General features: G+C 42.5%; 25 protein-coding genes and 1 pseudogene. 11 read left to right on the top strand and 15 right to left on the bottom strand.

The window, feature by feature from the left end:
- Positions 1–8 precede the first annotated feature (8 nt).
- The 5 genes from HM131_RS16830 (at position 9) to HM131_RS16850 (ending at position 4,810) form a co-directional block, all read left to right on the top strand.
- Positions 9–998, top strand: a complete 990-nt coding sequence (locus tag HM131_RS16830; RefSeq protein ID WP_085030855.1) for an acrylyl-CoA reductase family protein — start codon at positions 9–11, stop codon at positions 996–998.
- A gap of 456 nt (positions 999–1,454) precedes the next feature.
- The gene (locus tag HM131_RS16835; RefSeq protein ID WP_085030856.1) at positions 1,455–1,850 is read left to right on the top strand and encodes a hypothetical protein; all 396 of its coding nucleotides are present in this window, start codon (positions 1,455–1,457) and stop codon (positions 1,848–1,850) included.
- Between the two features lie 176 nt (positions 1,851–2,026).
- Positions 2,027–2,641, top strand: coding sequence for a hypothetical protein (locus HM131_RS16840; RefSeq protein ID WP_085030857.1), 615 nt, complete (start codon positions 2,027–2,029; stop codon positions 2,639–2,641).
- Positions 2,642–2,721: 80 nt separating this feature from the next.
- The gene (locus HM131_RS16845) at positions 2,722–3,411 is read left to right on the top strand and encodes a response regulator transcription factor (RefSeq protein ID WP_085030858.1); all 690 of its coding nucleotides are present in this window, start codon (positions 2,722–2,724) and stop codon (positions 3,409–3,411) included.
- A gap of 7 nt (positions 3,412–3,418) precedes the next feature.
- Complete coding sequence (locus tag HM131_RS16850; protein ID WP_198162657.1) at positions 3,419–4,810, top strand: sensor histidine kinase; 1,392 nt, start codon at positions 3,419–3,421, stop codon at positions 4,808–4,810.
- Between the two features lie 25 nt (positions 4,811–4,835).
- Here the strand turns inward: HM131_RS16850 and HM131_RS16855 are convergent, their stop codons facing one another.
- The 3 genes from HM131_RS16855 to HM131_RS16865 form a co-directional block, all read right to left on the bottom strand.
- Complete coding sequence (locus HM131_RS16855; protein ID WP_085030860.1) at positions 4,836–5,030, bottom strand: YwbE family protein; 195 nt, start codon at positions 5,028–5,030, stop codon at positions 4,836–4,838.
- Positions 5,031–5,118: 88 nt separating this feature from the next.
- Positions 5,119–5,433, bottom strand: a complete 315-nt coding sequence (locus HM131_RS16860; protein ID WP_085030861.1) for a DUF2188 domain-containing protein — start codon at positions 5,431–5,433, stop codon at positions 5,119–5,121.
- A 63-nt stretch (positions 5,434–5,496) separates the two neighbouring features.
- Entirely contained in the window at positions 5,497–5,967 is a 471-nt protein-coding gene (locus tag HM131_RS16865; RefSeq protein ID WP_085030862.1) for a DUF2188 domain-containing protein, read from the bottom strand.
- A gap of 245 nt (positions 5,968–6,212) precedes the next feature.
- Here HM131_RS16865 and pxpB point away from each other — a divergent pair, with 245 nt between their 5' ends.
- From pxpB to HM131_RS16895, 6 genes are all read left to right on the top strand, one after another.
- Positions 6,213–6,929: a 5-oxoprolinase subunit PxpB gene (gene pxpB, locus HM131_RS16870; protein WP_085030863.1), complete on the top strand. Its 717-nt coding sequence runs from the start codon at positions 6,213–6,215 to the stop codon at positions 6,927–6,929.
- Positions 6,926–7,927: a 5-oxoprolinase subunit C family protein gene (locus HM131_RS16875; protein ID WP_085030864.1), complete on the top strand. Its 1,002-nt coding sequence runs from the start codon at positions 6,926–6,928 to the stop codon at positions 7,925–7,927. Before pxpB ends, HM131_RS16875 begins: the two co-directional genes overlap by 4 nt.
- 11 nt (positions 7,928–7,938) lie before the next feature.
- A complete protein-coding gene (locus tag HM131_RS16880) occupies positions 7,939–8,712 on the top strand; it encodes a LamB/YcsF family protein (protein ID WP_085030865.1) in 774 nt (257 codons plus the stop codon).
- Between the two features lie 18 nt (positions 8,713–8,730).
- Positions 8,731–9,921, top strand: a complete 1,191-nt coding sequence (locus tag HM131_RS16885) for an NRAMP family divalent metal transporter (RefSeq protein WP_085030866.1) — start codon at positions 8,731–8,733, stop codon at positions 9,919–9,921.
- A gap of 12 nt (positions 9,922–9,933) precedes the next feature.
- Positions 9,934–10,722, top strand: a complete 789-nt coding sequence (locus HM131_RS16890; RefSeq protein ID WP_085030867.1) for a putative hydro-lyase — start codon at positions 9,934–9,936, stop codon at positions 10,720–10,722.
- 101 nt (positions 10,723–10,823) lie between these two features.
- Entirely contained in the window at positions 10,824–11,483 is a 660-nt protein-coding gene (locus HM131_RS16895; RefSeq protein ID WP_232324811.1) for an O-methyltransferase, read from the top strand.
- Here the strand turns inward: HM131_RS16895 and HM131_RS16900 are convergent.
- The 12 genes and pseudogenes from HM131_RS16900 to HM131_RS16955 all read right to left on the bottom strand — a co-directional run.
- Positions 11,476–11,656, bottom strand: a pseudogene (locus tag HM131_RS16900) (hypothetical protein); the annotation flags it as partial. The gene HM131_RS16895 and the pseudogene HM131_RS16900 sit on opposite strands and share 8 nt — an antisense overlap.
- Before the next feature lie 153 nt (positions 11,657–11,809).
- The gene (locus HM131_RS16905) at positions 11,810–12,628 is read right to left on the bottom strand and encodes an alpha/beta fold hydrolase (RefSeq protein WP_085030869.1); all 819 of its coding nucleotides are present in this window, start codon (positions 12,626–12,628) and stop codon (positions 11,810–11,812) included.
- A 56-nt stretch (positions 12,629–12,684) separates the two neighbouring features.
- A complete protein-coding gene (locus tag HM131_RS16910) occupies positions 12,685–13,503 on the bottom strand; it encodes a PP2C family serine/threonine-protein phosphatase (protein WP_085030870.1) in 819 nt (272 codons plus the stop codon).
- 24 nt (positions 13,504–13,527) lie between these two features.
- Positions 13,528–14,070, bottom strand: a complete 543-nt coding sequence (locus HM131_RS16915; RefSeq protein WP_085030871.1) for a GNAT family N-acetyltransferase — start codon at positions 14,068–14,070, stop codon at positions 13,528–13,530.
- A gap of 121 nt (positions 14,071–14,191) precedes the next feature.
- The gene (locus HM131_RS16920) at positions 14,192–15,166 is read right to left on the bottom strand and encodes a quinone oxidoreductase family protein (protein WP_085030872.1); all 975 of its coding nucleotides are present in this window, start codon (positions 15,164–15,166) and stop codon (positions 14,192–14,194) included.
- Between the two features lie 17 nt (positions 15,167–15,183).
- Positions 15,184–15,969: an enoyl-CoA hydratase/isomerase family protein gene (locus tag HM131_RS16925; protein ID WP_085030873.1), complete on the bottom strand. Its 786-nt coding sequence runs from the start codon at positions 15,967–15,969 to the stop codon at positions 15,184–15,186.
- A 13-nt stretch (positions 15,970–15,982) separates the two neighbouring features.
- The gene (locus tag HM131_RS16930) at positions 15,983–17,755 is read right to left on the bottom strand and encodes an acyl-CoA dehydrogenase family protein (RefSeq protein ID WP_085030874.1); all 1,773 of its coding nucleotides are present in this window, start codon (positions 17,753–17,755) and stop codon (positions 15,983–15,985) included.
- Entirely contained in the window at positions 17,742–18,482 is a 741-nt protein-coding gene (locus HM131_RS16935; protein ID WP_085030875.1) for a 2-phosphosulfolactate phosphatase, read from the bottom strand. Before HM131_RS16935 ends, HM131_RS16930 begins: the two co-directional genes overlap by 14 nt.
- A 1-nt stretch (position 18,483) precedes the next feature.
- The gene (locus HM131_RS16940; RefSeq protein ID WP_085030876.1) at positions 18,484–19,542 is read right to left on the bottom strand and encodes a phosphotransferase family protein; all 1,059 of its coding nucleotides are present in this window, start codon (positions 19,540–19,542) and stop codon (positions 18,484–18,486) included.
- A gap of 10 nt (positions 19,543–19,552) precedes the next feature.
- Positions 19,553–19,951: an acyl-CoA thioesterase gene (locus HM131_RS16945; RefSeq protein WP_085030877.1), complete on the bottom strand. Its 399-nt coding sequence runs from the start codon at positions 19,949–19,951 to the stop codon at positions 19,553–19,555.
- Between the two features lie 13 nt (positions 19,952–19,964).
- Positions 19,965–20,840, bottom strand: coding sequence for a 3-hydroxyacyl-CoA dehydrogenase family protein (locus HM131_RS16950; protein WP_408607073.1), 876 nt, complete (start codon positions 20,838–20,840; stop codon positions 19,965–19,967).
- Positions 20,841–20,861: 21 nt separating this feature from the next.
- The gene (locus tag HM131_RS16955) at positions 20,862–21,641 is read right to left on the bottom strand and encodes an SDR family oxidoreductase (RefSeq protein ID WP_085030879.1); all 780 of its coding nucleotides are present in this window, start codon (positions 21,639–21,641) and stop codon (positions 20,862–20,864) included.

The following is a 21,641-nucleotide window of genomic DNA, read 5'->3' on the forward strand; positions in this document are numbered from 1 at the left end:
GTGATTGTATGACATCCTTTCAAGCTTTTAAAATCACAAAGTCTGAGGATTCAATTACATCGAATATAGAAACTTTATCTCAAAAAGACCTTCCTTCCAGTGATGTACTTATCCGTGTCCATTATTCCAGCGTAAATTATAAAGACGGAATGGTATCTCAACTTAATAACGCACTGGTAAAAGAATATCCGATCGTTCCTGGGATTGACCTTGCTGGTGAAGTCGTCTCCTCTAGAGATCCCAGGTTCAAAGAGGGAGATCGAGTTATCGCAACCAGCTACGAAATCGGTGTATCCCATTACGGCGGGTATAGTGAATATGCGAGCGTCCCGGCAGATTGGATTGTTCCTCTACCTGATGGACTAACACTAGAACAGTCCATGATTCTCGGAACCGCTGGATTCACTGCTGCCTTATCCCTACACAAGCTGGAACAGCACGGTCTAAAACCCGAAGATGGACCAGTGCTTGTTACCGGAGCAACTGGCGGTGTCGGAAGTATGGCAGTAGCTCTTCTCGACAAACGCGGGTACACCATAGAGGCAAGTACAGGAAGTCCTGAGCATAAAGCTTACTTAAAAGAATTAGGTGCGAATAAAGTTATCTCTCGCGAAGATGTCTATGATAGTGAACTTAAACCATTATCCAGCCAGAAATGGGCAGCTGCTATTGACCCAGTCGGAGGAGGACAGCTCGCTTCCATCTTAGGAAAGCTTCAATACAATGGTGCGGCGGCTGTCAGCGGTTTGACAGGCGGAACAAAAATCCCCACACAGGTTTATCCATTCATCCTCCGTGGTATTAGTCTTATTGGCATCGACTCTGTCTACTGTCCGATGGAAACAAGGAAAAAAGTATGGCACCGTTTAGCCAATGATTTGAAGATCAAGGATGCATTGGATCAAATGAAAATGACCATTACCCTTCAGGAAATTCCGGACACCTTAGAACAGATCCTTGCCGGTGAAACGCGCGGGCGTACGATTGTACAGTTATAATTAGTATTGCGGTAGTTGGACGATCAAAACATAGAGTTGACAATAGCGATTGACCATACTATAATAATTAATTAGTGCCTTCGCTATTAAGGTAACTCGGAATATGAATTAAATAAGAAAAGAGTGATTTGTATGAGACTGGCATTCTGCTATGTTTTGATACAACTTAATCACACTGGATCAGCTTCGGAGCTGTAAGGATGCAATAGAGGTAGGGATTGCGTCGTTTAAGTTGCCAAAAACTACCATGTAGAATTTGAACCGCGGCAAGTGGATGATTCACATAACATCCGATGCTTGTTTGTAAAAAGTAACAAGTAGAATTTCATATTTTCCGAAATATAACCAAAAGCGAGTCGGACGACGGTCTGACTCGCTTTTTCCAATTTAAAGACGTTTACACTCTCCGCTGCATGGTAATATAAGTCGTAGAAGCCATGAAGGAGGCCCCATGCTATGTCACAATACTTAAATCGCATAGAACCAGAAGATGTCCGTTTTTTAATGGACCTCTCTGAGCTTAAACAATATGTCGTTGAAATGCTTGGTGAAGCCAAAGATCTTGTTCAGATTGAGATCAGCTACGATCAATTTACAGATGCCTATGATACAGCGGTCATCAGGCCGATGGTAAAGTTAGAGGAAATCAGTGATTTTACGGAAGAAAATCGTCATACCCTGCTTTCAACAGGTTTTTCGATTGATCGTGAGCCTTATGATAACGGGGATTTTGCAATGGAACAAATCTTTGGTCAAGAATATACCATCGTTGATGTGAACGATGATGCTGACGGAGCTTTTTTCACGATTGAGATGCCTTACCATCATTTTGTTAGCCAAAAAGAATCATAAGAATGAATTTGTAAGCCCGATATTCCAACGAATGGAATACCGGGTTTTATTTTGGAAAACTTATTTGAATAAAGCCGTTAAGTTTAGCCATAAAAAAAGTTTTGCTTTGACATTTACTTGACACACTACTCCTATACGATCTTCTTGTAAGATCAAATCACAGGAGGTAGTTTTAAATGAAAAACGTGTTCTCAAAAAAAGTTTTGACCGGTGCCATTGTGGCGTCAATAGCGATTCCGACGATTGTCTCAGCATCCACATCTGTTGAGCCTCTAGAAGAAAACATGGAAAATCAGGCCACGATTGAAAATGAGATGCATGATATCCTTTCCCAATTCAAAAGTGGAGAACTCTCTGAAGACGAGGTCATAGAAAAGATTTGTGAAATGAAGCCAAAAGGCCACCACCCGCCTTTCCAGGAATTAGATGAGGAAACAAGGCAAAAGCTTGACGAAATTAAGGGGCAAGTAGAAGCTGGAGAAATTACTGAGGATGAAGCGAAAGAAAAGATGGACGAGCTTGGAGTTGAACTTCCTGAACATCCCAGTGGACAGTTTTTCGATAACCTAACAGATGAACAAAAAGCAAAAGTTGAAGAAATCCGCAAACAGATAGAAGCCGGAGAGATGACAAAAGAAGAAGCAAAAGAACAATTTGAGGAGATGGGCATTGATATTCCTCATCATAGAAGAGGGCATCATTTTAGAAGCAATCACTCAGACATTTCAAAGTCCCCTTCCACTGAAGAGGAAAGTAAGCAAACCGAGGCCACTGATACCTCAAGCTTATAATTTCTCAGAACCGCTATACTTCAAGTGTAGCGGTTCTTTTGATCATCGGTTTATAATGGATATTAAAGGAGTTTATGAACATGAAGAGTATATTAATTGTAGAAGATGAACCTACAATTTCAAGAGTGTTGGCTGCTTACATGAAGAAAAATAATTATGATGTATTCCAGGCTTTTACTGGGGCAGAGGCTCTTCAGTCTTTTGCAAGCCATAAACCAGACCTTGTATTATTAGACGTCATGCTGCCAGATCTTGATGGATGGTCTGTCCTTTCCACCATCCGTGAAAAGAGTACTTGTCCAGTTATTATGCTGACCGCCCTGGGAGAAGTTGACTATCGGTTGAAAGGATTTGATACGGGAGCTGACGATTACATAACGAAGCCTTTTGTTGCTGAAGAAGTCGTAGCAAGAGTTAAAGCGATTATAAGGCGGCCACAAAATATATTGGAAGAAAACCAGCTTAAATATGGTTCGCTTCATTTCAACCTTGACTCAAACCAAGTTTTTTGTAACGGTGAACCACTGGACTTGACCCCTAGAGATCGCTCTCTGTTATTTTTTCTCGCCCGGCATCCAAACCAAACCTTTTCCAGAGATCAGCTTCTCAATCATGTTTGGGGGATAGATTATGAAGGAAGCGACCGTGCCGTCGATTTATCTATTAAACGAATAAGAAGAACTTTACGGCCATGGGCTAATGATAAGCACTCGATTAAAACTTACCGAGGATTGGGGTATCAATTTAGTTTTGAAAACAAAGGATCGTAAGTCTATCTTGAAACATTGGTCGTTGCGCTATTTAACGACCTTACTTATAGGACTTGTCATCATTGCGGTTATCTCCATTGTATGGATAAGAAAAACGACTATTGAAAACCGCCTTGATCTATCTCATCTCGTTGCACAGGAAATTTCCGATCGTATCGTAAACACAAATGGAAGGATTCTCGCGGGGCCATTATTTAAAGATATTTTAGAAGAAAGAAGTACACTGCTTAATTTAGCTCAACCACCTACTGCCGTAGTGCTTAGCGAAGATGGACGTGTCATAGCGAACAACCAGGGACCGGGGTTCCCCTCTCAACCAAACGAACAGCTTCCTTCTTCTATCTATAAAACTCGGGAATCGACACTTACATTAGAAGATGGAGAAAAAGCCTATATCATTAGTGAGCCTATCAAAAACAATTCAGAAACTATAGGCTATGTAGTGCTAGTACAAAGAGAGTCAACCCTTGCAAACATCAACCAGGAATACCGTTTGCTTGCTGTGCTTTTAGCCAGCTTAGGTTTACTCGGATGGCTTGTTATCTTCTATCTAACCAAGCACTTATCGAGACCGATCAAGGAAACCGTACAAGCTGCACGGCAGGTAAGCCAGGGAGATTATGATATCCAGATGTCCCACCCCCCTAAGGAAAAAGAACTCGCTGAACTCACAGAAACCTTTACAGAGATGGCGGATCGATTAAAGAAGCTGGAAAATATGCGTACAGAACTTCTGGCTGGAGTAACCCATGACTTAAAGACCCCCGTCACTTCTATCAGTGGGCTTATTCAAGCAGTCAAAGATGGGATTGTTGAAGAAGAAGAAGCCCAGGAATACTTAGAGCTTTCTATGAAAGAAATAGAAAGGCTGCAAGCAATGATTGGGGACTTGTTAAGCTTCAATACGTTTGTATCTGGCTCCCTCCCCATTTCTAATAGAAAGCAGCAGCTGATGCCTATCCTAAAAGATCTTCAAAAACAATGGGCTACTACAGAAAAAACACCTGAATTGCAACTAAAACTCCCAAAAACATCAGAGATCCTGGTAAACCTCGATGATCACCGGGTAAAGCAAATTTTAATGAACCTCCTTATAAATGCAAAACATTCAATGGCTTTCAAAGAAGGCATAATTCAGCTTATCGTATCTGACCCGTATAATGGTTATGTAGATTTCAAAATTAAGGACCAGGGTTCGGGAATTGCTGAGAAGGATAAGGATCTAATCTTCGAACGTTTTTATCGCGGGGAGAGCAAGAAATTGCAAGTCAGTGGTCTAGGGTTGGGGCTTCCTCTCAGCCAAATGCTTGCCCAGGCGCTTGGCGGGGATTTATTCTTAGAAGAGACCTCCTCAGAAGGAACGACTTTCACATTGAAAATTCCATACGAAAAAGCCTGACAAAACTTGACTGTCAGGCACACTTCTACTTATTGATGTTTTTAACACGACCGACTTGTCCATCTTCTAAACGGACTTTTATTCCATGAGGATGAGTCGGCGAATTGGTCAGAATGTCCTTCACCACTCCATTAGTGAGCTTTCCAGTACGCTGATCCTTTTTTAATACAATGTCTACGTTAAGACCCGGCTCTATATTCTTACGGTTTTGTCCTTCCATCACTCTGCCTCCTTATGATCTGCTTTTCATCATACCATACAAGAACATAGAAAAAGCACCCTCACGGGGTGCTTTTTCTATGTTCAAATTAATTTTGACTTCCTTTTGCATATTTACCTTGTCGACCGTATTCCTTATTTGTTGCTTCACTACGATTTTCTCCGCTTTTTCCTTGGCTGCTGTTATTGCTGCTGTCTCCATAGGAATGCTGATTCTGGATTGTACCGTCCTTCTTATGGATGACTGCGGATGTTCCTTTGTTTTCAGCGATTTCCTTCGCACGATCAATTGCATCCTGCTTGTTGTCATAAACTTTAGTCGGCTGTTCTGCACCTTCAGCTTTCACTGCCCAGCCATCTTCGTGGGCTACAACGTGTTCTGCTTTATTTCTAGAATCTGCCATGTTTCTTCCCCTCCTAAGTTGATTTATATTTGCTATATATCCATCTTACAAAATTTGTAAACATTATTTTTCGTTGTTCTTATAGGAAATTTTATCTTGGATAGTTCCATCCCTTTTATGAATGACGACTTGTGTCCCTTTATTTTGAGCAATTTCTTCCGCTCTTTCGACAGCATCTTCCTTTTTATCATAAACATTAGAAGGCTGCTTCGCATCTTCCGCTTGAACGGCCCATCCTTCTTCATGTGAAACCACATGTTCTCCTTTGTCGAGAAGCTCTGGACGGCTTTCATACTGCTGATCTTCAGCATCCCGCTCTTTAAGATCAGAATCACTCATTTGTTTAACTCGATTTATTTCTTTTTGGTCTGCATTCTCATACCATTCTTTAGCTTGTTCCGTTGCGATCGGGATCGCTCGCCCTTCATCATATCCTTCATCAATCATAGCGTTAGCGATGTCTATTGCTTTCTTTCTAACCGCGGTGTCCAGGTTTTTAAATGAACTTGGATAATCGTTACTGTCCCAAGGCATCATCAGTTCCTCCTTAACTTAACCATCTCTGTATGTGTATTAACCCCATTTTTCTGAATCTAAACAAGGAAAACTCTTTCACAAAAATTTTCCCTCATTATAAATACCTCTATTCCTGATAAAGGATATAAGGACTACAACACCTATTTGAAAGGATTTAGAAAATAGGATAGCATTAAAAGAAGTTATTTATAGAAAATTTTCAACAACTATTATCATTCTTTTTAAGAAGGAGGATCCTTTAAGTGAAAGCGCATTATCACCCTTTAGGTGATCAAGCAGTGGTCATTGAGCTAGGAACCACTATTGATCTTTCCGTCCACCAGTGTGTTAAACAGGTTTGCGAAAAGCTTGAATCCATTGATGCTGACTGGATAGTTGAATACATACCCGCGTTTACGACTGTAACAGTCGTTTATGACCCTGTTACGATTCAAAAACAAATCACTCAATCCGACCTCCTCCCCTATGAGTGGGCATGCCAGCAGCTGAAAAAGAGAATTTCAAGACTTAAGGTTAAAAAATCGAAAAAACCACGGGTTGTAGAGATTCCAGTGTGCTATGGCGGAGAGTTTGGCCCGGACTTAGCTTATGTCGCACAAAAAAATGGACTAAGTGAACAAGAAGTGATCGACATTCATACAAACGGAGATTATTTGGTCTATATGATCGGGTTCGCACCAGGCTTTCCATATATCGGCGGCATGGATGAAAGGATTGCAGCTTCACGAAGAGACAATCCGAGACTTCAAATCCCTGCTGGTTCTGTAGGTATTGCTGGAAAGCAGACCGGAGTCTATCCAATAGAAACTCCTGGAGGATGGCAGCTCATTGGCCGGACTCCAAAACAGCTTTTCCAACCTGAAAATGAAACTCCTTCCCTCCTACAGGCCGGCGATAAGATTAAGTTCACCTCAATTACTAAGGAAGAATATCAATCAATCAAGGAGGTGGAATCATGATCCGTGTCGTTAAAGGTGGTCTACTAACAACCATTCAAGATCTCGGACGTTTTGGGCATCAAAAACACGGGGTTATTGCAAGTGGGGTTATGGACAGTGAATCCCACAGAATAGCCAACCTCCTTGTAGGCAATAGTCCGGACTTAGCCACCATAGAGATTACGTTAATGGGGCCTGTTCTTGAATTTCAGGAGGATGCACTTATTTCCATCTGCGGTGGCAGTCTTTCTCCTATGATTGATGGAGATAGCGCGCCAATGTGGAGACCGATTTTTGTTAAGAAAGGGAGCGAACTAAGATTTGGAAACCCCAAGCAGGGATTCAGGGCTTATTTAGCCGTGTGTGGAGGATTTGATGTGCCAGTCGTTATGGACAGCCGCTCCACTTATCTTCGAGCAGGTATCGGTGGTTTTAAAGGGAGAGCCTTAGACAAAGGAGACGAACTAAGACTAAACTCACCTACAGACACTGCCTTTAGTATATTTGAAAATTTAAAACAAAAACCAGGAAAACATTCTTACGCAACACCTAATTGGTTTGTGGCTCATGAATTCACTCCAGTTATCCAATCGGGAGAAACCATACGTATTACAGAAGGCAGAGAATACGATCAATTTTCAACAGAAAGTCAAAACGCCTTGATACAGGAAAGTTTTAAAATAGACTCAAAATCCGACCGTATGGGCTATCGATTGAACGGTCCTCGCCTTGAAAGAAAAGATGATAAGGATATGATTTCGGAGGCTGTTGCCTTTGGAACCATTCAAGTTCCTTCTGAAGGAAATCCGATCATTTTATTGGCTGATCGGCAAACCACTGGTGGATATCCTAAAATTGCCCAAGTCGCAAGGATCGATCTGCCTAAAGTTGCTCAGATGAAACCTGGTGAACAAATCCGCTTTGAGTGGATTAGCCTGGATAAGGCTCAGAAACTTTACCTTGAACGGGAAAAGGCTCTAGATCAGTTAAGAAGAGGCGTTGCATTTAAAATGAGATAGGAGGCTATTATATGAATATCGTTGATTTAAATTGTGACATGGGAGAAAGTTTTGGCTCTTATAAAATTGGACGTGATGAGGAGATTCTAAAATATGTTACTTCCGCCAATATTGCTTGCGGTTTCCACGCAGGTGATCCTTCAACGATGAGACGGACAGTAAACATGGCAATAGAAAATAATGTCGGTATCGGTGCCCATCCCGGTCTACAGGACCTTGTCGGCTTCGGGCGCAGAGCGATGGATATTTCTTCTGAGGAAGCTTACGACCTTGTCCTATACCAAATCGGTGCCTTGCAAGGTTTCGTAAAAGCGGAAGGCGGCTCCCTTCAACATGTGAAGCCTCACGGTGCTCTATTTAACATGGCTGCTAAGCAAAAAGAACTCGCGGATGCCATTGCTAAAGCTGTAAAAGACATAGATCCGGAACTCGTGTTATTCGGTCTCGCTAACAGCGAACTTGTCAAAGCCGGTAAAGAAGCTGGACTGAGAACAGCTAGTGAAGTATTTTCTGATCGTACTTATCAAAAAGATGGATCTCTTACTTCTCGTCGTGAGTCGAATGCCTTGATCACTGATCATGTGCAAGCAGTCAGCCAAGTCATCCGTATGATCAAGGAGCAAAAAGTTATTACGTTACAGGATGTGGATATCGACATCGAAGCTCAAACCATTTGCATTCACGGAGATGGAGAAAATGCTGTCGACTTTGCCTCCTACATTACCAGAGCATTAAATGATGCAGATATTCAACTAGATAAAATAGGAAATTTCCTAACAAGATAAAAGAATAGGAGTTACATCATGAAACAACAATCTACCAGGAGTTTACTTCTAGGAGCTGCTTTTCTTATGGCCACATCTGCCATAGGTCCAGGGTTCCTCACTCAAACTACACACTTTACAGAACAACTTGCCGCAAGCTTCGGTTTTGTCATTTTAATTTCCATCATCATAGATATCGGAGCACAGCTCAATATATGGAGAATTATTGCCATCTCCGAGAAACCGGCTCAGGATATCGCAAACAGTCTGCTTCCTGGCCTTGGGGTCCTCCTCTCTCTTCTTATTGTCGCTGGAGGTCTTGCCTTCAACATTGGGAACATCGCAGGTGCCGGTTTAGGGACAAACGTACTTTTTGGAATTTCTCCTGAAATGGGAGCCTTGTTCAGTGGTATCGTTGCGGTCGCCGTTTTCCTTGTAAGAGAAGCAGGAAAAGTGATGGACCGCTTCGCACAAACAGCGGGATTTATTATGATCGCCTTAACGATTTTTGTGATGTTTTCTGCTCAGCCTCCTGTTGGAGAAGCTGTAGCGAAAACTGTTGCCCCTGATACAATTGATTTTCTTGCCATTATTACACTTGTTGGAGGAACCGTGGGTGGATACATTACCTTTGCTGGTGGTCACCGTTTATTGGATGCAGGAGTAAAAGGAAAAGAATCTCTTGGGCAAGTAACCAAAAGCTCGGTCTCAGCGATTGGTATTGCATCGATTATGCGAATTTTTCTTTTCCTTGCCGCTTTAGGAGTCGTTTCATCCGGAGTATCGCTTGATCCGTCCAACCCGCCTGCATCTGTCTTCCAAGCGGCTGCAGGAAACATCGGATACAAAATATTTGGAATTATTATGTGGGCGGCCGCGGTCACATCCGTGGTTGGTGCTGCCTACACCTCAGTCTCGTTTATTCGTACGTTTAGTAAAACGATCGACCGATATCATAAATGGTTTATTGTTGGATTCATCGTCATTTCTACAGCCGTGTTCGTGACCATTGGACGTCCTGTAAAAGTGCTTATCCTTGTAGGTTCATTGAATGGACTTATCCTGCCAATCGCACTTGGCGTTATGCTTATTGCCGCTTATAAAACGAAAATTGTCGGCGATTATAAGCACCCGCTATGGTTGACCATTTTCGGGGCCATTATCGTTGTCGCCATGGCCTATATGGGAGGCGTTTCCTTAATTGAAGGAATTCCTCAATTATTTAAATAGGAGTGAAACCCAATGAAGCTGTCCAATTTAAGTCCTGAAAAAGCAAGAGAGATGATCCGTAAAGGAGAATGGGACCGTCCTACTGCAGGTCTTTCCAATGGATATATTCAGGCCAATCTTGTTGTCCTGCCTAAAGAAATGGCTTATGATTTCCTAGTTTTTTGCCAGCGCAATCCAAAGCCTTGTCCGGTACTCGATGTGACAGACGTAAATGCTTATCATCCACCTTCGGTTGCGCCACAAGCTGATTTAAGGACAGACTTGCCTAAATATTTGGTCTACCGAAATGGAAAAAAAACAGAAGAACGAACAGATCTTACTGACGTATGGACGGAAGATATGGTCGGTTTTTTGCTTGGCTGCAGCTTCACGTTCGAACAAGCACTACTTGAAAATGACATTCCAATTCGCCATATTGAAGAAGGTTTAAATGTCCCTATGTTTAAAACGAACCTCTCTTGTCAGCCTGCCGGAAAGTTTCACGGCCCAATGGTTGTAAGTATGAGACCGATGAAATCAAATGACGTGATCAGATCCATCCAAGTAACGAGCCGCTTCCCTTCTGTTCACGGGGCACCTGTCCATATCGGCGATCCTGAGACGATTGGTATCAATGACCTTCAATCTCCTGATTTTGGCGACGCAGTTCCTATAAAAGAGGATGAAGTCCCAGTATTTTGGGCCTGCGGGGTTACTCCCCAGGCGATTGCCATGCATATGAAACCAAAACTTATGTTAACTCATGCTCCTGGTCACATGTTTATTACCGATCAAAAAAATGAAGCATTTGGAGTTCTATAAGAACTAAAAGCGTCTCCCTGGGAGGCGCTTTTTATATTACTTCCAATACAACGAAATTCAGCGTAAACTAAACGCATAGAAGGACAAAAGGAGGAGTGTAGTTGAGTAAAGAAACGTGGAAACATGTTGATCAATATTTCAGCGATCACCTCATTCAATCAGACCTAGTAATGGAAAATTTATTAGCATCCAATGCTGCCGCCGGGCTTCCTGCCATCGATGTATCAGAAAGCCAAGGAAAGTTGTTAAATCTCCTTATCCGTTTAAGATCCGCTAAACGAATACTCGAGTTTGGAACCTTAGGCGGGTACAGCACTTTATGGATGGCCAGAGCCTTGCCAGAAGGCGGTAAAATTACGACTTTAGAATATAGTGAGAAACATGCTCAAGTTGCTAAGGAAAATATGAAAGAAGCGGGGGTTAAAAATAAAGTAGAAATTCTTACAGGGCCAGCAATTGAAACTCTCCCCATCCTAGCTTCCAATGAGAATACCTATGATTTCTTCTTTATCGATGCAGATAAAAAGAATAATCCCGCCTATGTAAAGTGGGCCATTGAATTAGCTGAGCCGGGGGCCTGCTTAATTGTAGACAATGTTGTACGCGAAGGAGCTATATTAAATGAACAGGTAGACGAAGAGGTAAAAGGGGTTAGAGAGATGTTTGAAATGCTGTCTAATGAGCCTCGGATTGATTCGACAGCAATTCAAACGGTGGGCTCCAAAGGTTATGACGGTCTTTTGATTGCTGTTATCAACTAAAAAATTTAAAAGAGAGCCAGAAAAGTTTCTGGCTCTCTTTTTGATCAGCAACATATTCCTCTTTCAGGGTGGCGTAATAAAATTCATCCCACCACCCATCTTCAATCGGTGTGCATTTTTTAAAAAAACCCAACCTTCTCCATAACTCGGTGCGAAGAAATAGTCTCAGGCTGCCTTCTCGATCTGAGGTGTAGGAATGGGTTGCTTTCCAATCGGTTGGTTTGAACTTTCTAATCCATAACCTTTCTGTAGTTAAATTCATTCTTCTTCCTCTACTATAAGTTAGAAGGATGAAATCAGGGAATCTCATCCTTCTGTAACTCCTATTATTTATGACCACTCTGTAATAGTGTTAAAAATGATTCAATTGCTCTATTAAATTTGTCAGGCTCCTCTAAGAAAGGACAGTGACAGCTTTTTTCAAAGATTTCAAGTTGGCTATTAGCAATAGATTTCTTTAAATGCTCTCCCGCAGCGATGGGAATTAACTTCTCTTCTCTACCAAAGCATAACAGCGTTGGACATTGGATAGAATTCAAGTATGGGCGGCAGTCAATGACGGACTGATCGAACAAAATGGCACTTGCAATACTCGCTGGAACTTTCATGGTCTCCTGCAGCATCCAACTTAGACGATCCTCAGAAACACCTTCCTTAAACATTAAAGGCAGAAAACCTCTAAGAAGACCTTCTTGATTTTGCTGAAGTTCCTGCATCATAGAAGTTAAGGCAGCTAAGTCGAAAGCTCCAATTTCAAAGTCCGGCCATTTAAAATCAGACGCCAGTTCATCTACGATTACCGTTGAAAGAACACCTTCTTCACCGAATTGATGAAGGTATTCCCAGATGACAAACGCTCCCATCGACCACCCTACCAAAGTCACATCCTGCAAACCTAAATGACGGACTAGTTCTCTGAGGTCCCGGGCATATTGAGCGACCGTATGGCCGGCATTCGTTTTAGCAGATTCTCCATGCCCGCGAAAATCTAATGTAATGACACGATAGTTTTCCTTGAAGTGGCTAACCTGTTTCTGAAAAAAACGACTGCTCATCCATACTCCATGTATGAACACAAGAGGCTTACCTTCTCCTTTATCTTCATAGAATAATTCTGCTCCATCAGACAGTTGAAAATAGGCCACCTCACCACCTCCTTCTCATCCTAAAAAATATATGAAGCTGCTGTTCCCTATAGAACTTAAAAAGTGACCCAGACGGCTGTTCGATCATCCACTCGTAAATCGTTGGCCTGATAATACTCTGTCACTTGAGCGATATAGCTCATCAACCCAAATTGCCGGACTCGCCTATACGTATCATGTAACGTATGCCTTGGAAGAAACAATCCATCTGAGAAAATAAAAACGTCTCGTACCTTATCCAAGGAGATGGCCCCCGATTGAATGTAGGGTTCAATGTTTTTCATGCCATTTGCTACCGTGTAGCCGTTCTCTCTATTCGCCATGGAGCGGTTATATCGTAAGCGATTTAATGGTTCTCTGTAATAAACCTCTTCAGGAATTTCTATTCCTAATTTGCGATCTCTTTCTCTTTGTCGACTTGACCGCTCACTAATTCCTTCTACAGTATCCTTCGTCAATACCTTAGATGTTCCATCCTCATAACCTGTCATAATCATCGAGTCCCCTAATTGGGCATAATGTAGTTCATTCTCTTTTATTTTTACAACGGCTACACATGTAGACCACCGCTCATACCCTTCTTCAACGTTGATCTTATTCGCTAGCATTTCTTCCCGAAGCTTAGTGTTTGCCTTCACCACTTCTTCAGACAATTCAGCCGTCTCAGGTAGACTCAGGAAGTGTTTTTTAAAAAGTTGAGCTGCGAGATAAGCTCCATTATGTCCATCCTTGTCCCTAAAACATGTGAGGGGAGTAGCTCCATCTAACACACCAAAAATCCCGGCCGATTCGTGTACGATGAATGCATCCTCACTTTCCTTTTTCGTCGGACTTGTAATATTAACCTGTTGGATTGAATGAATCCGTTTTTTCATAAAAAGCCCTCCTCTTCGTCAAGCTTATGCCTTCCACTCCCTTGCAAGCATGCCATATACGACGTGGTTCACATAGTTTCCATACATATCAGCTGCATCACGGATAATGCCTTCCTGCACGAATCCAAGCCGTTCAGGCACAGCCCTACTTTTAAGATTTTCTTCCGCTGCTCTTATTTCAATGCGATTCAACCCAAGTTGATTAAATGCATAATCAAACAGCACTTCGCATGAGCGGGTTAGTAGACCAAGCCCCTTATAATCGACCCCCATCCAATATCCGATACTTGTCCTTTTGTGGGACCAATTCAGTTCATGGAAATCAATGACACCAGCAATTTTCCCCTTGTACATAATACAAACGGTTTCTCCATCATTTTCTGCATATCGGCGTAAACAGCCTTGAATGAACGTTTTCGTATCGTCTGGCGAGTTGGTAAAGTGAATCCATGGCAGCCAAGTACCAAGATGTTCACGAGAACGGTCTGAGAGCTCGAACAACTCCTCGGCATCCGTATATTCAATGCGTTTTAAAGCCAAGTCCTCATCAATTTTATGTAGAAACATGATCCTTCCCCCTTAAACATTGAGCAGCTGACTGCTTTTCTTCGATCTACCTCAACACTTTTCCTGCTTTTAACCAAGTATTCATTAAAAAAAGATGCTGAGAAACCTCAGCATCTTAGATTCATGGTTTTAAAACCAGTTTCCCTTTTGTCTTACGTCCTTGGAGCATTTGATGGACTTGGGCGGCTTCTTCCAAGTCATATATTCCACCAATCGTCAACTTCAGGTCTCCTGTATTTACGAGTTTCAAAAGTTCCTGTAGACTCTTTTCAAACAAAACAGGCTTTTTCATAATTTGTGGAAGGAAAAATCCGATAACCGATAAATTTCGATTCATTAAACCGGAGGGGTACATTTGAGCCGGGTTTCCACTTGCTACTCCGTAGACGACCACTCTTCCGAAAGGACGCATGCATTTCACAGTTTCATGGAATATATCGCCTCCAGCCATCTCCAGAGCAATGTCCACACCTTCTCCATCCGTTGCATTCATGACATCGTCTCGCCAGTTAGCCTTTGTGTAATTGATGGCATGGTCTGCCCCTAACTCTAAAGCCATCTCAAGTTTTTCATCAGAGCTTGCCGTCGCGATAACCTTTCCTGCTCCAAACAGTTTTGCGAGCTGAACAGCCAATGAACCTACTCCTCCTGCAGACGCATGAACAAGAACCGTTTCCCCTTTTTCCAACCGTCCCATTGTTTTGAGTAAATGATACGCCGTCAGACCCTGGAGAGGTAAGGAAACAGCTGTCGCGTCTTCCATGTTTTCAGGAATAGGAATCAATGTCCGTTCATTCGCCACCACATATTCGGCATATCCTCCTGAACCAATTAAGGTAACAACACGATCGCCCTTCTGGAATCTGTTTGTCTTTTCCCCTGTCTCCTCTACAATCCCAGCCACTTCTGCACCTGGGATGAATGGAAGTGGAGTAGGAACAACATATGCCCCCTCTCTCCGGGCAGTATCCGCATAGTTTACACCTATGGCTGTAACCTTAATGAGCACTTCTCCTTCTTTCAACCCTGGCGTCTCAACGTCAACTCTCTCTAATACGTCGGGACCTCCATATTCTTTGAACTGAATAGCTTTCATTAGTTTTCCCCCTTTACTCATTTTCCGGTAAATTCAGGCTTGCGCTTTTCCTTAAAGGCTTGCACGCCTTCTTTGTGATCATTTGTTGAAACCATCATTGTCTGTACGGTACGTTCCTGTTCGAGAATCGTGGCCAAATCAGATTTATCAGATTGGTCGACAATCTTTTTCATCATTCCTATCGCACGACCAGGTCCTTTAGCTAATCTTACAGCATAATTCATCGCCTCTTCTTCGAGGTCGGCTATAGGGAAGACGCGATTGACCAATCCCCACTCCATAGCTGTTTCTACCGGTATCGGTTCAGCTCTGAATAACAATTCCTTTGCGCGATAGGGACCAAGGAGTTTCGATAAGAAATAGTGCCCGCCCCCGTCAGAGACGAGACCAACTTGAGCAAAACTTAAGATAAACTGGCTCTCTTCACCGGCCAGGATCTGGTCACAGGCTAAAGCCAGATTGAACCCCGCTCCTGCTGCATAACCATGCACAACGGAAACAACAGGTTTTGAAAGATCTTTAATTTGCAAAATGAGCTGGTTCAAAGCACCTAGATGGTCATAAATATCCTGAGCATCAGCCTGTCCCATACTTTTGACGTCTCCACCAGCGGAAAAGGCTCGGCCAGCACCTGATAATACAACGACCTTTACTTCGTTGTTCAAAGCTGCTTCCTCAAGGGCTTCCTGGAGTCCTACTATCATTTTGTCAGAGAAAGCATTTAGTGAATCGGGACGGTTCAATACACAAGACATGACAGGGCCATTCATCTCTACACTTAAATGTTCGTTACCTAAGTTCATCATTCCATCTCCTTTAGGATTTATATTGTTTTTCCTCAATCATTGTTTCTGCAATAGAACGGTTACGCTCGATTGCATCCTCCCACTGGTACTCGCTCAATAGAACAGCGATATTTCTAAGTGTTTTCTTTCTTTCTTCCCCTTTGAAAACAGCGGAAAGAATATAGTTTGTATCTCTTTGGATGTTCAAAGCATTTCTTTCTATTACTGAGTAGGAAAGTTTCGTTTTCAATTCTGCTTCGCTATTCGAGCTCATAATCGCTTTCATCGTCCGCAAAACGACGGACTCACTTTCATAAACAGCGATAGCTAAATTAGCTAACTTCATCAGTAATTCCTGCTCTTGCTGAATGGATTCACCATGAAGGCGGTAGGCCGCACCTGCTGAAACTAAGAACAAGTTTTTAAATAAGGCAACAGCCTCTTGCAGTGGCTCCAACGGCCCGCTTACATTTTTATATAAGCTATTCTTCAAGGAATGCTCGGCTTTCTCGACAGTAGTAAGTCCATCAATTTCCCCACGAGCTACCTTCTTAAAAAAGTTTCCCGGAATTAAAAGACGGTTAATTTCGTTTGTACCTTCAAAAATCCGATTGATGCGTGAATCTCTGTATGCTTGTTCTATCGGATATTCTTTAATGAATCCTGCTCCTCCGTGAAGCTGCAGGGATTCATCAACGACTTCATCAAGCGTCTCTGAACCCATGATCTTACATATCGCAGATTCAAGAGCATGTTCATTCATTGCTTTAGCTACAGTTTTGTGATCGCCGGTCTCATAATGCTCGCCTAGTACAGCTTCAATATGACCAGCCGTCCGATAAAGAAGTGATTCTGTTCCATAAATACGGGCGCTCATTTGAGCGATTTTCTCTTTGGTAGCTGAAAACTCTGCAATAGATCTTCCAAACTGTCGTCTTTCTGTCGTGTGCTGGATTGCTAGATTAAGGCTGTATTTAGCAGCCCCTGTTGTAGCAAAGCCAAGATTGAAACGCCCAAGATTCAAAACGTTCAGGGCAATCAGATGCCCTTTCCCCACTTCGCCAAGCATATTTTCAACCGGAACAAGACAGTCTTCCAAAACCACCGAGCATGTCGAAGATCCTTTGATCCCCATTTTGTCTTCTTCAGGACCAATAGATAAGCCCTCAAATCCTTTCTCGACAATGAATGCTGTAAAATGCTCGCTATCTACCTTTGCATACACAATGAACGTGTCTGCAAACGATGCATTTGTTATATAAAGCTTCGTACCATTCAATACGTAATGTGTTCCTTCTTCGTTCAACACGGCAGTCGTTTTTGATGATAACGCATCAGACCCTGCGTCCGGTTCGGTTAAGCAATACGCCCCTAGAAATTCACCCGAAGCTAACTTAGGCAAATATTTTTCTTTTTGCTTCTCTGTTCCAAAGTACGTAATAGGAAGTGTAGCGATACACGTATGATTGGAATGAGCAACACTATAACCACCAGCATTGCCGAGAGCTTCTCCCACAATTCCTTTCGTGATCTTATCTAGACCAAGTCCACCGAAACGCTCGGGAATGCTATGCCCCAACAAACCCATTTCTCCTGCTTTTTTCATCTGTTCAGCAACAAAAGCATAATCTCCATTTTCTATTCTTTGTTGATGTGGATGAATTTCCCGGGAAATAAATTGTCGAGCCGTGGAAGCAAACATCTTATGTTCTTCACTTCGATCCTCAGGAGTAAAGGCGGACTCTGGACTTATGTTTCCTATTAAAAACTCCCCGCCTTTAACTGAATGTTTAATAGAATACATGCTTTTCCTCCTTAATTTGTCCCGAATTCGGGTCATACTTGGGAATGACATCAAATGTCCCTTCTTGAGCAGCAAATTCAATTTCGGCACGCTTCATTCCTGCACTCATTAATAAAGATCCAATCCTGGATGCAGCGAGGAGGTCAGCGGCAGTGGCATGACTACCTTCATAAAAAAAACAAGCCGTTTTTGCAGCATCAGACAACTCCCATTCTGCTAAACTCATTAAGTAATGAACAAGACTACCAACTCCATAGAAATCTTCCATCGTGTACCGGCCGCTGGAACCGGAACAAACTAGCAATATGGTTTTCTCGAAGTAATGGTTATACAAATAATCGGCCATAGCAGAATTGTTTAATAGAGAAGAAGCGTACAAATGTTCCGACTGACTGGATCGCTGCAAAGCCACTGTGCCGTTGGTCGTTGAGAGAATTAGATGCTTATTTTGAATATGTGGCTGCAAGTATGTACGGAGCGGATGATGGAAGCCATTAATTTTTCTCCCTTGGTCTTCCCCTGCTAATACAAAAGGCTCTTTCATCGCCTTTGCTTTTTCTCTCGCATGAGCCGCATCATACACGGGGATCACAGAAAGTGCCTCATCAGCTAAAGCAGCAGTGATGGTCGTTGTCGCAAACAGCACATCAAAAACTACAGCAATTTTACCTTTCATTTGGTTCGGTTCAATATCTTCTTTTTTGAAAATAACGTGAATACGTCCCATTCTATAAACCAGCCGTTTCTTCTGCATGCCTAATCAAATTGTTAACAAATACGTTCATTCGAGCGAACCTTGGATCATTCGTTTGTCCCTTTTTATAGCGAAAATAGATTTGCTGGATAATCCCTGCCAGTTTGAAATAGGCAAACGTTTGGTATACATGGATCTGACTTAAGTCCAGACCGCTTTTATCTGCATATCGTTGAATAAATTCATCACGCGTGTAAAAACCTTCTTTTACTGTAACTGGTACTTTACCAAGTCCAGTTTTGAGCATCTCTGGATCGTCTTTTTCAATCCAGTAGCTCAACGCTGCACCAAGGTCGGCCAATGGATCCCCTACAGTGGTCATTTCCCAATCAAACAACCCAACCATTTTTGAAGGATTATCCTTACTAAACATGCTGTTATTTAATTTATAATCATAATGAATAACAGCGTGCGCACTTGAAGAAGGGATATGATCTACAAGCCATCTTTTTAAACGTTCACCTGAAACAACATCATCTGTCCGCGCTTTCTCAAACCTTTTGATCCAACCATGAATTTGACGTTCCATAAATCCTTCAGGCTTGACCATATCGATAAGAGACGTTTCCGTATAATCGACATCATGAAGCTCAACTAAACGGTCGACCATCGTTTCTGAAATCTTCCTCCCTAACTCTCCCGTTTCTTCTATCCCCTCTGGAAAAGAAGTATCATAGACCAGTCCTTCTCTTCGTTCCATTACAAAAAATGGACTACCCAAAACTTCTCCTGACTCAAAAATGTACGGTTTTGGAGCTAGAGGGAAAACAGGATGAAGAGCTTTAAGGACTTTATATTCTCTTTCCATATCGTGGGCTTTTGCAGCAACCGGCCCCATTGGAGGTCTCCGTAGCACAGCCTTCCAATCACCCACCAACAGTTCATAGGTTAAATTCGAGTGCCCAGCCCCGAACTGACGGACTTGCATTTTTCCATCCGGAAGATCCAGATGGTGCCTTAAAAACTTCTCCACCCCTTCAGTATCCAATTCTTCTCCCGGCCTTACAGGTCTGGTATCTTTTGTTTGTACCATTCAATACCTCCTAGTTTGCAGCGAATTGGTAGGACTCTAGTTTTCTCTTCATATCTTCTGACAAAGGTGCACTTTTCTGTTTCTCAAAGTCAAAATGGACGATAACCGAAGACCCCTTCGCTACTATTTCTCCAGAATCTTGTTCCACCATTTGTTGTTCCAGATGAAAGCTCGAGTTACCAATCTTAGTCACCAGACTCTTAATAATCAGAGTTTGCTTAAAATAGACTTGTTTTAGAAAGTCACACTTGATGGAAGCAAGTATAAAGTTCCAGTCCTCCATAACTAATCCAAGGGCGTCAAAAAAGTGAATCCTTGAATCTTCCATGTAAACGAAAAAATTATTGTTGTTAACGTGACCAAGCAGATCCGTCTCACAAAAACGGACGGTGACTTCGTGTTCATGCATGTTGACTCCCCCTTCAGCTTTTCGCTTTTGTTTCGTACGAATAAAAGCCTTTCCCCGTTTTTCTACCGAGCTCTCCAGCTTCCATTTTCTCCGTTAATGTCTTCGACGGCTTATCTTTTGGATCACCTGTTTCCTCATATTGCTGCTGCATGACATAATAACCGACATCTATTCCAGACAGGTCCATCAGTTCAAACGGACCGAGCGGGTGCCTCAGGGCTTTTCTTACAATGGTGTCGATATCTTTAAAATCTGCATATCCTCCCTCATAAAGACTCATTGCCTCTTTTTGGATGGCGAATAATATTCGATTGGCAATAAAACCGGAAATCTCTTTTTGAAGAAGTACAGCTTTCCGGTTAATCTGATCACAAACTTTCATGGCTATGTCTGCCGTTTCTTCTGAGGTGTGCTCTCCTTTTACGACCTCCACACAATCCATCACTAATGGCGGGAAGAAAAAATGCATATTGCAAACTTTTTCAGGACGATTGGTCACATCTGCAATTAATGAACTGACAATTGTAGAAGAGTTCGTAGCTAATACAGTGTGAGCAGGAGCATATTGCTCAAGCTTATTGAAGACTTCTCTTTTAACCTCCAGCTTCTCTACAACTGCTTCAATAACTAAATCCGCTTCTTTTACTGCTTCCTCTAAATCCGTAGTGAACGTGAGAGAGCTAAAGGCTTCCTCAAGCTGATCTGAAGTTATCTTTCCTTTTTCCACCCATTTTTCCATTAATGCGGCTAACTTCACTTCCGCCTGTTCCAAAGAAGTTGGATTGATATCCTGCAAATAAGTATTATATCCAGCAAGAGCTCCGAGCATCGCAATTTGGTGACCCATAGACCCTGCCCCTACTACGGTCAGATTTTTTATTGTCATCATCTTCCTCCTTGAGGTTCCTTTTTAACAGTTGGCGTGCATACCGCCATCAACGACTAAAACATCACCTGTCACATAATTTGAAGCGCCTGAAGCTAGAAAAAGCGCGGCTCCTTTTAAATCCTCATTCGATCCGAACCTGCGCATTGGTGTACGGTCAAGAATATAATCGCCACCTTCTTCCAGCACTACTTTTGACATTTTTGTTGGGAAAAATCCCGGTGCTAAGGCGTTTACTTGGATATTTTCCGGTCCCAGCTTAACGGCCAGATCTTTTGTAAAAGTAATAACAGCGCCCTTACTTGCGTTGTAGCCAATCGTGTCCATAAAGCGTGGATCCGCGCCGCCAAGCCCGGCGACAGAAGCTATGTTGATGATCTTTCCTGCTTTTTGGTCCACCATTACTTCTCCAACTTTTTGTGACATGAGGAAGGTCCCTGTTACATTTACGTTCATCACCTTTTGGAAAGCTTCCAGTGGCATTTCCAGGGTAGGGGCTCCCCAGGTGGCTCCACTATTATTGACAAGGATATCGATGGTTCTAAAACGATCGAGAGTCTGTTCGACCACCGCTTGAATATCTTCTGGATTGGTGACATCACAGCGAAGAGCGAGCGTCTGAACTCCAAGCTCCTCTTCAAGATTGGCAGCTGTCTTCTGACAAGCCTCTACTTTTCTGGAACATAGAACTACATTCGCCCCAGCCTCTGCCAACCCTTCTGCAATTTGTTCTCCAAGTCCGCGTCCCCCTCCAGTTACAATTGCGGTCTTACCGGTCAGGTCAAATAATTGCTTTACATGCAT

The organism is Halobacillus mangrovi (assembly GCF_002097535.1).
GTDB classification, from domain to species: Bacteria; Bacillota; Bacilli; order Bacillales; family Halobacillaceae; genus Halobacillus; species Halobacillus mangrovi_A.